The organism is Methylobacterium tarhaniae (assembly GCF_001043955.1).
GTDB lineage: Bacteria > Pseudomonadota > Alphaproteobacteria > Rhizobiales > Beijerinckiaceae > Methylobacterium > Methylobacterium tarhaniae.
Map to the genome: position 1 here is coordinate 22,672 of NZ_LABZ01000189.1, position 12,507 is coordinate 35,178.

Genomic DNA, 12,507 nt, shown 5'->3' on the forward strand with positions numbered 1-12,507 from the left:
GGAGGGCTGCGAACAGAGCGCGAAACGGCCGAGGGTTAACTTAACGGAAGCTTAAGGCGCCGGTCACGCGGCCAGCGCCGCCTCGCTCCAGCGCCGCACCTCGGCGTCGATGGCGAGCGCCTCCTCGACGTCGGCGGGGGCGGTGGGGAAGCGCGCCGCGAAATGCTCGCAGGCCCGCTCGACCAGGGCGGCGATGTCGTAGAAGCCGATCCGGCCGGCGATGAAGGCCGCGACCGCGATCTCGTTGGCGGCGTTCATCACCGTCGGCTGGGCCGCCCCGGCGGCGAGCGCGGCCTTGGCGATGCGCAGGCAGGGGAAGCGCTCCTCGTCCGGGCGCTCGAAGGTGAGGCTGCCGGTCGCCGCGAGGTCGAGGGGCTTCCCGCGGGCGATCGACAGGCGCTCGCCCAGGCCCAGGCAATGGGCGATCGGAACCCGCATGTCGGGAACGTAGAGGCCGGCCGTCACGGCGCCGTCGCGCCAGGTGACGAGGGCGTGGACGATCGATTGCGGGTGCACCACGGCGTCGAGGCGCTCGGCCTCGATGCCGAACAGGTGGTGCGCCTCGATCAACTCCAGCCCCTTGTTCATCAGGGTGGCGGAATCGATGTTGATCTTCATGCCCATCGACCAGGTCGGGTGGGCGGCCGCGTCGGCGGCGCTCGCAGCCGCGATCCGCTCCCGGGTCGCGGTCCGGAACGGCCCGCCGGAGGCGGTGATGGTCATCCGGGTGATGTCGTCGATCTTGCCGCCGCCGATCGATTGCTCGAGCGCGTTGTGCTCGGAATCCATCGGCAGGATGCGGGCGCCGTACGTCTTGGCGTCGCGCATGAACGCGTCGCCGGCGCAGACCAGGCTCTCCTTGTTGGCGAGCGCCACGGTGCGGCCCTGGCGGATCGCCGCGCAGGTCGGGCTCAGGCCCGCCGCCCCGCTCACCGCCGCCACCACGAGATCCGCCTCGCGCGTCGCGGCCTCGATCACCGCCGAAGGGCCGGCGCCGCAGGCGATGCCGGACCCGCCGAGCACGTCGCGCAGGGCCGACAGCCCGTCGGGATCGGCGATCGCCGCGAACTCGGCGTTCAGCTCGCGGGCGACGCGGGCGAGGGCCTCGGCGTCGCGGCCGCCCGCCACGGCGCCGACCCGGAAGCGGTCCCGGTGCTGGTCGAGCAGGTCGGCGGTGGAGCGTCCGATCGAGCCGGTCGCGCCCAGGACGGAGACGGTGAGGGTCATGACTGTCCCGTGAGAGTGAGGCCGACGAGCAGGAGGCCGGCGAGGAGGGCCACGGCGAAGAAGCCGTCGAGGCGGTCCATCACGCCGCCATGGCCCGGGATCAGGCGGCCGGAATCCTTGGCGCCGTAGGCGCGCTTGAGGGCCGATTCGGCGAGGTCGCCCCCCTGGCTCATCACCGAGGCGAGGGCGGAGAGGGCGCAGGCGAGCGGCAGCGACAGGGCCTCGGTGGCGCCGAGATGGCGCGCGCCGAAAGCCACCGCCCCGCCGACGACCGTCGCGCCGACCAGGCCGCCGCAGAAGCCCGACCAGGTCTTCTTCGGGCTCACCGCCGGCCACAGCTTCGGCCCGCCGAGGGAACGGCCGGTGAAGTAGGCCGCGATGTCGGTGGTCCAGACCACACCGAACAGCCAGAGCGGGCCGGCCAGGCCGATGCGGGGATCGTCGCGCAGCAGCACCGGCACCAGGGCGACGACGAGGGCGCAGGCGAGGCTCGCCGGCGCCCAGATCCGGCCCGCGGCCGGCCGGGCGAGGAGCGCCAGCAGGGCGAGGCCGACGACGACGGCTCCGATGAGCCAGGGGAGGGGAGCGGCGAGCCGTGCCCCCGCGACCACGCCGAAGAGCACGAGGCCGGCGATGGCCAGGAGCGGCCGGTGGGGCGCGGTGCGGGTGATGGCGAGCCACTCGCCCACCACCGCCAAGCCGGCCAGGAACCAGATCACCGCGAAGATCCAGCCGCCGTTGAGCGTCGCGCCGAGCACCAGGAGGCCGAGCACGATCCCCGAGACCGTGCGGGCGCCGAGCTCCGTCGCTGGCCAGGCCGGGCGGCTCGTGCCGGGCGCCTTCGTGCCGTCGCCCGCCATCATCCTGCCCGGGCGCTGAGGCCGCCGAAGCGGCGGTCGCGGTTCTGGAACTCGCCGATCGCGGCGAGGAAGGTGGCGTGGTCGAAGTCCGGCCAGAAATCCGGCACGAACACGAACTCGGAATAGGCGGTCTGCCAGGTCAGGAAGTTCGACACCCGCTGCTCGCCGGAGGTGCGGATGACGAGGTCGGGATCGGGGATGCCATCGGTGTCGAGCGCCCCCGTCATCGCCGCGACGTCGATCGCCTCCGGTGCCAGGCGTCCCTCGGCCACCGCGCGGGCGAGCTTCTGGACCGCGCGCAGGATCTCCTGGCGCCCGCCATAGTTGAACGCCACCACCAGGGTCAGCTTCGCGTTGCGGGCGGTGCGCTCCTCCGCCTCGCGCAGGAGGCCGGCGATGTCGCCCGGCAGGCCGTCGCGCTCGCCGATGATCCGCACCCGCACGCCGTTGGCGTGCAGGTCGGCGAGGTCGCGGCGCACGAACAGCTTGAGCAGGCCCATCAGGTCCGCCACCTCGGCGGCGGGCCGGCGCCAGTTCTCGGAGGAGAAGCTGTAGATGGTGAGATAGGGGATCCCGAGATCGATCGCCGAACGGACGGCGCGGCGCACCGCCTCGACCCCGCGGCGATGGCCCTCGACCCGGGGCAGCCCGCGGCGGGCGGCCCAGCGGCCGTTGCCGTCCATGATGATGGCGACGTGGTTGGGCATCGCCCCGCCCGGATTGGCGCCGCTCGCCTGGCCGGGGCGGGCCGCCAGGTGGTCCTGGCCCTCGCCCTGGCCTGCCTCCAGCAGGGTCACCGTCTCGCTGTCGCCTGCCATGCTGGCCCCGACCCCGGCGGAGCCGTCATTCGGCTCCGCGCTCCCCACGCGCTCGTTCCCGTCATGCCGGCCTGATCCTCAGACCTGCATGATCTCCTTTTCCTTGGCCGCCAGGGTCTGGTCGACCTCGGCGATGTGCTGGTCGGTCGCCTTCTGCACCTGATCGGCCTGGCGCTTCTCGTCGTCCTGGCTGATGGCGCCGTCCTTCTCGAGCTTCTTCAGCAGGTCGAGACCGTCGCGGCGGACGTGGCGGACCGCGACGCGGGCCTCCTCGGCGTATTTGTGCGCGACCTTGACCATCTCCTTGCGGCGCTGCTCGTTCATCTCGGGGATGCGCAGCCGGATGGTCTGGCCCTCGGTCATCGGGTTGAGGCCGAGATCGGATTCGCGGATCGCCTTCTCGACCGCCGCCACCATGCCGCGGTCCCAGACCGAGACGCTGAGCAGGCGCGGCTCCGGCACGCTGATGGTCGCGACCTGCGCCATCGACATCGCGGCGCCGTAGGCGTCGACCTGGATCGGGTCGAGGAGCGAGGGCGTGGCCCGGCCGGTGCGCAGCGAGCCGAGATCATGCTTGAGCGAGTTGATCGCGCCCTGCATGCGCCGCTTGATGTCGTTGAGGTCGAAGGAGGGAGTGGCCATTCCTGCGCGTCCCGAGGCGTCTGGAGGAGAATGGGAATTAGGGCGCGCCCGTGCCGGGTCCGCCCTGATCCGGCTTCAATGAACCAAAACCCGACCTGCCGCAAATCGCCGGGGGCGGCGGTGTTGCGGGGACGGCACGGTTTAGGGCGCCACCAGGGTCGAGGGCGCCGCGCCGGTCAGGATCGCGGTCACCGAGCTCGGGGCGTGGACGGAGCCGACGATCAGCGGCAGCCCGCCGTCGCGGGCGAGGGCGAAGGCGGCGGTGTCCATCACCTTGAGGTCGCGGGCGATCGCCTCGTCGTGGCTCAGGCGCTCGTAGCGCACGGCGTCGGGGTTCGTCTTCGGATCGGCGGAATAGACGCCGTCGACCTGCGTCGCCTTCAGCACGGCGTCGCATTTCAGCTCGGCGGCGCGCAGCACCGCGGCGGTGTCGGTGGTGAAGTACGGGTTGCCGGTGCCGCCGGCCAGCACCACGACCTGACCCTTGTCGAGGTGATGCAGGGCCGGCTGGCGGGCATAGGTCTCGCAGATCGTCGGCATCGACACCGCCGACATGGTGCGGGCGGTCACGCCCGCGGCGTTGAGCGCGGTCTCCAGCGCCAGCGAGTTCATCACCGTCGCCATCATGCCGAGGGAATCGCCGGTGGCGCGGTCGATCCAGCCCGCCGCCGAGACCCGGGCGCCCCGGATCACGTTGCCGCCCCCGACCACCAGCGCGATCTGGAAGCCCTCGTCCACCGCCCGGGCGATGTCGTCGGCGAGCGCCGCCAGGGTCGGCGGGTGCAGCCAGTAGCCGTCCGGGGCGGCCAGGGCCTCGCCGGAGAGCTTCACCAGCACGCGGCGGAAGGGGGTCGATCCTTGCTCCGGCAGGGGATGTTCGGGCATGGGCGCTCCTCTGGCCGCCCGCGAGGCGACGGCTGTCGGCGTCAGGTGGCAGTGCGGGTCGGCCGGGTTCTAGCCTGTCGATCCCGGCCCGTCGAGGCACCGCCAGGCCTGAATCGGCACGGCCGGACGCCCGGGAATCCGGGCATGAAAAAGGGGGCCCGCCGGGCGGACCCCCTTCTCCCTGCCTTCGCGCGATGCGCGAAGGAGAGCCGGTCAGCCCTTGGTCAGCCCTTGGCCGCGGCCGCGACCTCGGCGGCGAAGTCCGGGGTCTCTTCCTTCTCGATGCCCTCGCCCAGCGCGTAGCGGACGAAGCCGGTGAGCTTGACCGGGCCGCCGGCCTTGCCCTCGGCCTCCTTGAGCACCTGCGAGACCGTCTTCGACGAGTCGTGCACGAAGGGCTGCTCGAGGAGGGTGACCTCCTTGTAGTAGCTCTTCAGGCCGCTCTCGACGATCTTGGCCATCACGTGGTCGGGCTTGCCGGCGTTCTTCTCGCGCAGGATGTTGCTCTCGCGCTCGACCGTGGCGGCATCGACGCCCGAGGCGTCCAGCGCCACCGGGTTGGTCGCCGCGACGTGCATGGCGATCTGGCGGCCGAGCTGGCTGAGGACCGTCACGTCGCCGGCCGACTCGAGCGCGACGAGCACGCCGATCTTGCCGAGACCCTCGGAGACCTGACCGTGCACGTAGCTCGCGATGACGCCCTTCTCGACCGACAGCTTGGCGACGCGGCGCAGGGTCATGTTCTCGCCGATGGTGGCGATCAGCTCCTGCAGCTTGTCCTTGATGGTGGTCTCGGCGCCCGGAAGCTTGGCGGCCTCGAGGGTCTCGATGCTGTCGCCGGCGGTGAGCGCCAGCTTGGCCGCCTCGCGCACGAAGGCCTGGAAGCCGTCGTTGCGGGCGACGAAGTCGGTCTCGGAATTCACCTCGAGCACCGCGGCGTGATGGCCGGCGGACTCGACCGCGACCAGACCCTCGGCGGCGACGCGGCCGGCCTTCTTGGCGGCCTTGGCGAGGCCCTTCTTGCGCAGCCAGTCCACGGCCGCCTCGAGGTCGCCGGCGGTCTCGTTGAGGGCCGACTTGCAGTCCATCATGCCCGCGCCGGTCTTCTCGCGCAGCTCCTTGACCATCGCTGCCGTGATGTTGGCCATCGTGGGATCCTCTCGATTGGCGCCCCGGCGCCACTCGGGAGCGGCGCCGGTCGGCGGATAAAGGGAACCCGGCGCCGTGGCGGCGCCGGGCTTTGAAAGGTCGTCCGGTCCGCGGGGCTAACGCGCCCCGCGTGCGTTCCGTGCCGGGCTTTACGCGGCCGCGGCGGCCTCGACGAAGCCGCGGGCCTGGTTCACCCAGCCGTCGCGGTCGATGCGGCCGTTGAGCTTCAGCTCGCCGTCGACCTTGGCGATGTCGTCGGCGGACATCGCGGCGATCTGCCAGTAGTGGTAGATGCCGGCATCGTTGAGCTTCTGCACCAGCTGCGGGCCGACGCCCGTGAGCTTGGTCAGGTCGTCCGGCGCGCCGCGGGGGGCGGCCAGCAGCTCGAAGGGCTCGCCGACATACGGCTCGGTGACGTCGACCGGCACCACCTCGGGCTCGTTGGCGAGCGCCGGCAGCTCCTCGGCCATCGGCTCGTCGGACTCGCCGAGGTCGATGCCGAGGGCACCCTGGCCGCGGGAGATGCCGTCGATCGCCGCGCGGGCGACGAGGTCGCAGTACAGCGCGATGGCGCGGCCGGCATCGTCGTTGGCCGGGACCACGTAGGTGATGCCGTCCGGGTTGCAGTTGGTGTCGACGATGGCCGCCACCGGGATCTTGAGGCGGTTCGCCTCCTTGATCGCCAGCTGCTCCTTGTTGGTGTCGATCACGAACAGCAGGTCGGGCACGCCGCCCATGTCCTTGATGCCGCCGAGCGCCTTCTCGAGCTTGTCCTTCTCACGGGACAGCATCAGGCGCTCCTTCTTGGTGAGGCCCTGGCCGCCGCCGGCGAGGATCTCGTCGACCTTGCGCAGGCGCTGGATCGAGCCCGAGATGGTCTTCCAGTTGGTCAGCGTGCCGCCGAGCCAGCGGGAATTCACGTAGTACTGGGCCGAGCGCTTGGCCGCGTCCGCGATGGTGTCGGCCGCCTGGCGCTTGGTGCCGACGAACAGCACCCGGCCGCCCTTCGCGACGGTGTCGCTCACCGCCTGCAGCGCCTGGTGCAGCGCCGGCACGGTCTGGGCGAGGTCGATGATGTGGATGTTGTTGCGCGTGCCGAAGATGTACGACTGCATCTTCGGGTTCCAGCGGTGCGCCTGGTGACCGAAATGCGAGCCGGCCTCGAGCAGCTGGCGCATGGTGAAATCGGGAAGGGCCATGATCTCTCGTTCTCTCCGGTTCATCCGCCGCGGAGGAAGCGACCGGCGCATCAAGGTCAATGCCGAAGCGACATTACCGAGAGAGGGCCGGCCACCGGAAACGCCTCATTCAGGCATGAGGCCGACTCCGCGTGTGGGATGGGCGGGCCTTTATCCGATCAGGGGTGGGATGGCAAGGCGCGCGCCGGGCGCGGCAGGTCGTGCCGGCCGCGGCCCGGTCGTCGCGGGCGGGCCTCGCGCGTGCAACGCCCGGTAGTAAGGAACGCGCGGCAATCCTCCCGTCACCGCCGGCGTCCCGCGATTCGCCATTGTTCGCGCGAGCGCGTCTGGGCTATCCGTCGCCGCATGGCTGCTCGCATGGGCGTTCGAGCCGGGCATGCCCTGGCACGTCGTCGAGCACCTTCGGAGCGAGACAGGCATCTTTCATGACGTTTCAGTTCTTGCGCGAAGCAGAGGAAGCCCGTCACGACAAGGCCGCGCTCGCGGAGGTGACGCGCCGGGTCCTGCACACCCGCTTCGCGTCCGTCGGCGAGATCGACGCCGCCCGGGTCGTGCAGATCGGGATCCTGGCCCGGGACGCCGGTCTGCGGGAGGACGCGCTGGCGCTCTTCGACCGCATGGCCACGGCGTCGCCGAGCGACATCGCATCCCGGTACGAGAAGGCCGTCCTCTTCCTGCACGAGGGCAATCATATCGACTGCGTGCAGATGTTGCGGCAAATCCTGGCTCACCACCCGCACGAGGATCGCTCCAACCTCATGGCGGCGCGCGTGCTCCACGCGCTCGGCGCCCATCGTGAGGCGACGGCCTGCCTCGACAGCATCCTGCTCGACGGCCGGCCCGACCGGGCGCAGTGGGAGCGGCAAATCCGGATCATCCATGATTTCGGGCGCTACGTCTCGGCCTTCCCCAGAGCGCGGGCCGTCGCCATGGCCGAGAGCGCGGAGCGCTCCCCGTCCCACATGTCGGTCGGGATGCTGGCAGGGCGGATCACCGCGGCGCTCGACAGCCGGTCGGGCTTCAGCCTCGTCCGCGCGGGTGACGGAGAGGGCGCGTTCGTCTTCCTCGGTAACACGGACGAAGCCGATTTCGCCCACCTCTACGAGCAGAACCGGCACGACCGCGCCCGGGTCTGGTTCGCCGACACGGTCGACGCGACGAAGCATCCCTTCCTCGGCGAGGCCTTCCGCATCACGGACGTGATCCGCGATGCCGACGTCGTCGGCATGCCCTATCCGAACTGGATCCGGCACGAGTACACGATCCTGAGCGTCACCGGCATCTCGTCGCTGACCAACCTGCTCCGGATCGAGCGGCGCCCCGGCGCCGCCTCCTGCACCCAGCTGATCCATGTCGAGTTGCACAACACGAAGCTGCTCTACTCGATCATGCAGTCGCAGAAGGAGATCGGGCTGATCTCCTGCCACCCGGGCCTGCCGGAGCGGCTGAAATCCGTGCTGGGCTACGAGCAGGTCGACTACCACCACGTGCCCGGCGAGAAGGGGCACAGCCATCTCCTCAGCGAGGAGGCCGTGGCGGGAAGCCACTGGCCCGAGCGGTACCCGCAGATCATGGACGCGCTGTCCCGGCCTCTGAACGGGCGGCTCTACATCGTCGCGGCGGGCCTGCTCGGGAAGTTCTACTGCGATCGGATCAAGAAGTCGGGTGGCGTCGCCCTCGATGTCGGATCGGTCGCGGATGGATGGATGGGATCTCGGACGCGGCCCGGATTGGAACCGCTGAGCATTGGCTGATCGGTGCGGCGGGCAAACGGCCATGCAAGAGGCAGAGGGAGGTCCGTCGCGCTTCGCGGCGGGCCGACCTCGAGCGCATGCGTCGGACTGCAATCGACCGCAGCCGAGAGGAGGGCGTGGCGCCCGAACTGGCGTGAGCGGCCATGCCATATGCGTCGATCGATAATCTGTCTGCCGCCTGCGCGGCCGGCCGTCGCGCGAGACTTGCCGCGAGACTTGCAAGGTAAAAGGAGAGAGGAATGAGCTATCCTGTTGGTGCCACCCCGACCGTCTTTGTCGACCATAATGGGCTCGGAGACCTGATCCGTACGATCGACGGCACGGACGGGAAAGTGGTTCTCGTCGGATTCGGTGAATATGCGAAGCACATCATCAACCTCCGCGGTGATCGCGTCGCTGCGGTATACGACCCAAATCCGCTCTATGCCGGTCGCGGGATGCATTTCAGAGGGGTGCCGGTCGTCGACCTGCCGCACCGGGTGGAGGCGAGCAAGGTGCTCGGCTGCGAGTACAAGCATTTGTACGACTACCTGGGCAAGGTCGTCAGGTTCTACGACTGGACGTCCTGCTATTATCCGCCGCAGCTGTCTTACAAGAGCACGTCCGAAATCAATCCGTTCGAGCAGGAGATGCTCTACCACAGCGTGCTGAAGAACGAGGCCGACGCTCCGGTCTCGATGATGGGAGGCGACAAGATCCGCTTCCTGATCGAGCTTCTGAGGACTGGGCTCGCCATCCATCCGACCGCGAGCGTCATCGAGATGGGCAGCTGGCAAGGCGGAAGCTCGTGGTTCATCGCGAAGACGATGAAGTATCTGGGCCAACAGCGAAAATTCTATATGATGGACCTGTTCGAGACGCACGTCATGGATCCGACCGCGACGATGTGCTACGATGAAATCCACTTGCGCATGAACGAGGTCTACGACCACGTCGAGCTGATCACCGGGCTCGTGGACGATCCGGCGTGCCTTGCCAAGGTGCAGGCGCCGCTCTGCTTCGCGCATGTGGACCTCGGCTGGCAGGAGCCCGGCTTGCGGTACGTCTGGGACAATCTGGTGCCTGGTTCACCGTTGTTGCTCGACAATTACGGACATCTGGCTGCGCCGCCCTGGCGGTTCGACGACTTCTTTCAAGACCGCGGCACGCGCGTGACGCGACTGCCCTGGTCCGAGCAAGGGCTCGTCTTCAAGCACTGATCCGACGAAGCGGCGACAACGGTCGTCGCAGGACCTTCGGAAAGCTCGAAGGAACAGGAGCACGGCCCGCTGGGCTCGCGGGCTGTGTTGGGCGAACGAAGCGCGGTGACGCGGTGGCCGGAATGGCGCACGATCGTGACCGGAAGGTACGTCCTCCGCGGGCGCGAGGCGTGCGTCGCCCGATGGGAACAAGCTGTGGCCGGCAACTGGTCATCGATCTTGCTCTGGAGAAGATCCGGGCGGCCTCTCTCCCCAAAGGGGAGCCGTCGATCGATGTCATGGATCAAGATGTTGCGGATGAACGAGCTGAGCGGATCGTTGAAAGGGGCGAGCCGCCGGGATAGTCCGGGGTGGACCTTCTTCCGACGCCATGGCGCCTTCACACTCGACCGAAGGCGCCGGCTGGGCTCGGATCACCGGCGCTGGCGCGTCGAACGCTCATGCACCGACACGCCGAGGCGTGAACGCGCCGGTCTGGTGCGGGGTGGGAGCTTTCCGACGGCGTCTCGGTGTTGCTATGCCCAGGAACCGGCGGTCGGCCGGCTCCCCGGACGATGATCGGGACCACCGAGGTCGTCCTCTCCTTGTCTGAAGCCCTGAGTGGTGACGAGCGAGGCTCCACGCCCTTGGAGCTTCCGAGGCCGAAAGCCGTCTGCTACGGCTCCCTGAAACCATATTCCGGCACGCCCTCCTCATTGCCGTAATATTTGTACGGCAGGAACTTCCCCGACATCTGCAGCTTCACCCGATCGCCCTTGTTGTTCGGCTCGCGCTCCATCGTCATGTTGAAGTCGATGGCCGACATGATGCCGTCGCCGAACTCCTCCTGGATCAGCTCCTTCCAGGTGGTGCCGTAGACCATGACCAGTTCGTAGAAGCGGTAGATCAGCGGATCGCTCGGCGGCATCTGAGGGATCGAGCCGCGATAGGGCGCCTCGTTCAGCATCCGCTCCTCCGCCGCCGACAGGCCGAACAGGAGGGCGGCCTTGGCCGCCTGAGCCTTGGGCAGCTTCATCTGGCCCAGGCAGGCGGCGGTGATCAGGATCGGCGAGATCCCGCCGATCTCGTCCTGGATGTGCTTCCAGGTCCAGCCCTTCTCGCGCTTGATGTCGAGGAGCTTCTCCGTCAGGTCTTCGCGCTTCATAGGCTCTCTCCCTTGCCGAGGACGCTGCCGTCGGTCGCGACCGAGGCGAGTCACGGTTGGCAACGGGCGTGCCAGGGAAGGGCGCAGGAGAGCCGGGGCCGTGCGGCCTAGCGCCGCCTCTCGCACAGGGTTTTCACATAGGTCCCGGCGTCGGTGCCGCGGCCGGAGCCCGCCGCGATGGCGGGGCCGATCAGCATGCATTCCTGCGGCGAGTGGGCCGGGTGGGTGATCACGTCCTGGGCGGTGGCCCGGGTGCAATCCTGCACCGCCAGGGAGGAGGCGCAGATCAGGGTGACGACGAGGATGGTGGGCAAGGCGGCCTCCCCCTGGGGAGGATGACAGATAATGCCGGATGCTCGAACGCCAACCGCGGGGAGCGGAGATATCTTGCCTCAGGGGGTGGTCGTGAGTGCGGCCAGGCGCACGACGAGGCGGCGTGCCACTTCGTCCTTGGGCAGCACCGGCCAGGTCTCGAGGCTGCCGTCGCGGCCGATCAGGTGGACGCTGTTGCGGTCGCCCCCCATCACGCCGGTGGCCGTCGAGACGTCGTTGGCGACGATGAGGTCGCAGCCCTTGCGGGCGATCTTGGCCCGGGCATGGGCGATCACCTCGGTGGTCTCGGCGGCGAAGCCCACCACCAGGGGCGGGCGCCCCTCGCGCCGGCGCGCGATGGTCGCCAGGATGTCGGGATTCTCGACGAGCCCGAGGGGAGGGGGGCCGTCGGGCCCCTTCTTGATCTTCTCGTCCCCGAGATTGGCCGGGCGCCAGTCGGCGACGGCGGCGGCGAAGACCGCGATGTCGGCCGGCAGCGCCGCCTCCACGGCCGCCAGCATCTCGCGGGCGGTCTCGATCCGCACGACCGTGACGCCGAGGGGGTCGGGCAGGGTCACCGGGCCCGAGACCAGGGTCACCCGGGCGCCGGCCGCGGCCGCCGCGGCCGCGATGGCGTGGCCCTGCTTGCCGGAGGAGCGGTTGGCGAGGTAGCGCACCGGGTCGATCGGCTCGTGGGTCGGCCCGGAGGTGACGAGAAGGTGGCGGCCCGCCAGGAGCGTCCCGCCGTCCGGCCGCCCCGCCAGCAAGGCCTCGACGGCGTCGGCGATCTCGTCGGGCTCGGCCATCCGGCCCGGGCCCGTCTCGGCCTCGGCCATCCGGCCCACATTGGGCCCCACCACCGCGATGCCGTCTCCCTTCAGCAGGGCGAGGTTGCGCTGGGTCGCCGGGTGCAGCCACATCCGCACGTTCATCGCCGGCGCGATCAGGATCGGCAGGGTCGTGGCGAGCAGCACCGTCGAGGCGAGGTCCGGCGCGTGGCCACCGGCCATGCGGGCGAGCGTGTTGGCGGTGGCCGGCGCCACCACCACGGCGTCGGCGTCGCGGGCGAGCCTGATGTGGCCGATATCGGCCTCGTCGGCCCGGTCGAACAGGTCGGTATGGGCGCGCTGGCCGGACAGGGATGCGGCAGCGAGCGGCGTGACGAATTCCTGCGCGCCTTTCGTCAGCACGCAGCGCACGGATGCGCCGCGTTCGCGCAGGCGCCGGATCAGGTCCAGCGACTTGTAGGCCGCGATGCCGCCCCCGATGACGAGGAGCACCCGTTTGCCGTCGAGCGTGCCCATCCGCCGCTACACCG

Annotated in this window: 12 protein-coding genes; 2 read left to right on the plus strand and 10 right to left on the minus strand. The window is 69.8% G+C overall.

Annotation, left to right across the window (positions count from 1 at the left end; all coding sequences use genetic code 11):
* Positions 1 to 63: 63 nt before the first annotated feature.
* From dxr to VQ03_RS24125, 7 genes are all read right to left on the minus strand, one after another.
* The gene (gene dxr, locus VQ03_RS24095; protein WP_048453441.1) at positions 64 to 1,227 is read right to left on the minus strand and encodes a 1-deoxy-D-xylulose-5-phosphate reductoisomerase; all 1,164 of its coding nucleotides are present in this window, start codon (positions 1,225 to 1,227) and stop codon (positions 64 to 66) included.
* Positions 1,224 to 2,087: a phosphatidate cytidylyltransferase gene (locus VQ03_RS24100; RefSeq protein WP_048453442.1), complete on the minus strand. Its 864-nt coding sequence runs from the start codon at positions 2,085 to 2,087 to the stop codon at positions 1,224 to 1,226. Before VQ03_RS24100 ends, dxr begins: the two co-directional genes overlap by 4 nt.
* Positions 2,087 to 2,794 (minus strand): isoprenyl transferase, encoded by a 708-nt coding sequence (locus VQ03_RS24105; RefSeq protein ID WP_048453468.1) that lies wholly within the window; start codon positions 2,792 to 2,794, stop codon positions 2,087 to 2,089. The genes VQ03_RS24100 and VQ03_RS24105 overlap by 1 nt, the downstream gene beginning before the upstream one ends.
* A gap of 189 nt (positions 2,795 to 2,983) precedes the next feature.
* On the minus strand, positions 2,984 to 3,547 hold the full coding sequence (gene frr / locus VQ03_RS24110; RefSeq protein WP_048453443.1) for a ribosome recycling factor: 564 nt from the start codon (positions 3,545 to 3,547) through the stop codon (positions 2,984 to 2,986).
* Between the two features lie 141 nt (positions 3,548 to 3,688).
* Complete coding sequence (gene pyrH, locus VQ03_RS24115; protein ID WP_048453444.1) at positions 3,689 to 4,432, minus strand: UMP kinase; 744 nt, start codon at positions 4,430 to 4,432, stop codon at positions 3,689 to 3,691.
* Positions 4,433 to 4,656: 224 nt separating this feature from the next.
* The gene (gene tsf, locus VQ03_RS24120) at positions 4,657 to 5,580 is read right to left on the minus strand and encodes a translation elongation factor Ts (RefSeq protein ID WP_048453445.1); all 924 of its coding nucleotides are present in this window, start codon (positions 5,578 to 5,580) and stop codon (positions 4,657 to 4,659) included.
* Positions 5,581 to 5,730: 150 nt separating this feature from the next.
* Positions 5,731 to 6,780, minus strand: a complete 1,050-nt coding sequence (locus VQ03_RS24125; RefSeq protein ID WP_048453446.1) for a 30S ribosomal protein S2 — start codon at positions 6,778 to 6,780, stop codon at positions 5,731 to 5,733.
* A 425-nt stretch (positions 6,781 to 7,205) separates the two neighbouring features.
* Between VQ03_RS24125 and VQ03_RS24130 the strand changes: the two genes are divergently transcribed.
* Both VQ03_RS24130 and VQ03_RS24135 read left to right on the plus strand, forming a co-directional pair.
* Positions 7,206 to 8,534 carry a CDC27 family protein gene (locus VQ03_RS24130; protein ID WP_053078718.1) on the plus strand — a complete coding sequence of 443 codons (1,329 nt, stop codon included), beginning with the start codon at positions 7,206 to 7,208 and terminating at the stop codon, positions 8,532 to 8,534.
* Positions 8,535 to 8,773: 239 nt separating this feature from the next.
* Positions 8,774 to 9,733, plus strand: a complete 960-nt coding sequence (locus VQ03_RS24135) for a hypothetical protein (protein ID WP_048453447.1) — start codon at positions 8,774 to 8,776, stop codon at positions 9,731 to 9,733.
* A 655-nt stretch (positions 9,734 to 10,388) separates the two neighbouring features.
* Here VQ03_RS24135 and cynS read toward each other — a convergent pair.
* The 3 genes from cynS to coaBC form a co-directional block, all read right to left on the minus strand.
* Positions 10,389 to 10,877 (minus strand): cyanase, encoded by a 489-nt coding sequence (gene cynS, locus VQ03_RS24140; RefSeq protein ID WP_048453448.1) that lies wholly within the window; start codon positions 10,875 to 10,877, stop codon positions 10,389 to 10,391.
* A 107-nt stretch (positions 10,878 to 10,984) separates the two neighbouring features.
* The gene (locus VQ03_RS24145; RefSeq protein ID WP_048453449.1) at positions 10,985 to 11,191 is read right to left on the minus strand and encodes a hypothetical protein; all 207 of its coding nucleotides are present in this window, start codon (positions 11,189 to 11,191) and stop codon (positions 10,985 to 10,987) included.
* Positions 11,192 to 11,269: 78 nt separating this feature from the next.
* Positions 11,270 to 12,493: a bifunctional phosphopantothenoylcysteine decarboxylase/phosphopantothenate--cysteine ligase CoaBC gene (gene coaBC, locus VQ03_RS24150; RefSeq protein ID WP_048453450.1), complete on the minus strand. Its 1,224-nt coding sequence runs from the start codon at positions 12,491 to 12,493 to the stop codon at positions 11,270 to 11,272.
* Between the last annotated feature and the right edge of the window lie 14 nt (positions 12,494 to 12,507).

Bases quoted from the DNA above. Each gene is read 5' to 3' on its own strand.
- dxr (WP_048453441.1), bottom strand. From the start codon at position 1,227: ATGACCCTCACCGTCTCCGTCCTGGGCGCGACCGGCTCGATCGGACGC.
- VQ03_RS24100 (WP_048453442.1), bottom strand. From the start codon at position 2,087: ATGGCGGGCGACGGCACGAAGGCGCCCGGCACGAGCCGCCCGGCCTGG.
- VQ03_RS24105 (WP_048453468.1), bottom strand. From the start codon at position 2,794: ATGCCCAACCACGTCGCCATCATCATGGACGGCAACGGCCGCTGGGCC.
- frr (WP_048453443.1), bottom strand. From the start codon at position 3,547: ATGGCCACTCCCTCCTTCGACCTCAACGACATCAAGCGGCGCATGCAG.
- pyrH (WP_048453444.1), bottom strand. From the start codon at position 4,432: ATGCCCGAACATCCCCTGCCGGAGCAAGGATCGACCCCCTTCCGCCGC.
- tsf (WP_048453445.1), bottom strand. From the start codon at position 5,580: ATGGCCAACATCACGGCAGCGATGGTCAAGGAGCTGCGCGAGAAGACC.
- VQ03_RS24125 (WP_048453446.1), bottom strand. From the start codon at position 6,780: ATGGCCCTTCCCGATTTCACCATGCGCCAGCTGCTCGAGGCCGGCTCG.
- VQ03_RS24130 (WP_053078718.1), top strand. From the start codon at position 7,206: ATGACGTTTCAGTTCTTGCGCGAAGCAGAGGAAGCCCGTCACGACAAG.
- VQ03_RS24135 (WP_048453447.1), top strand. From the start codon at position 8,774: ATGAGCTATCCTGTTGGTGCCACCCCGACCGTCTTTGTCGACCATAAT.
- cynS (WP_048453448.1), bottom strand. From the start codon at position 10,877: ATGAAGCGCGAAGACCTGACGGAGAAGCTCCTCGACATCAAGCGCGAG.
- coaBC (WP_048453450.1), bottom strand. From the start codon at position 12,493: ATGGGCACGCTCGACGGCAAACGGGTGCTCCTCGTCATCGGGGGCGGC.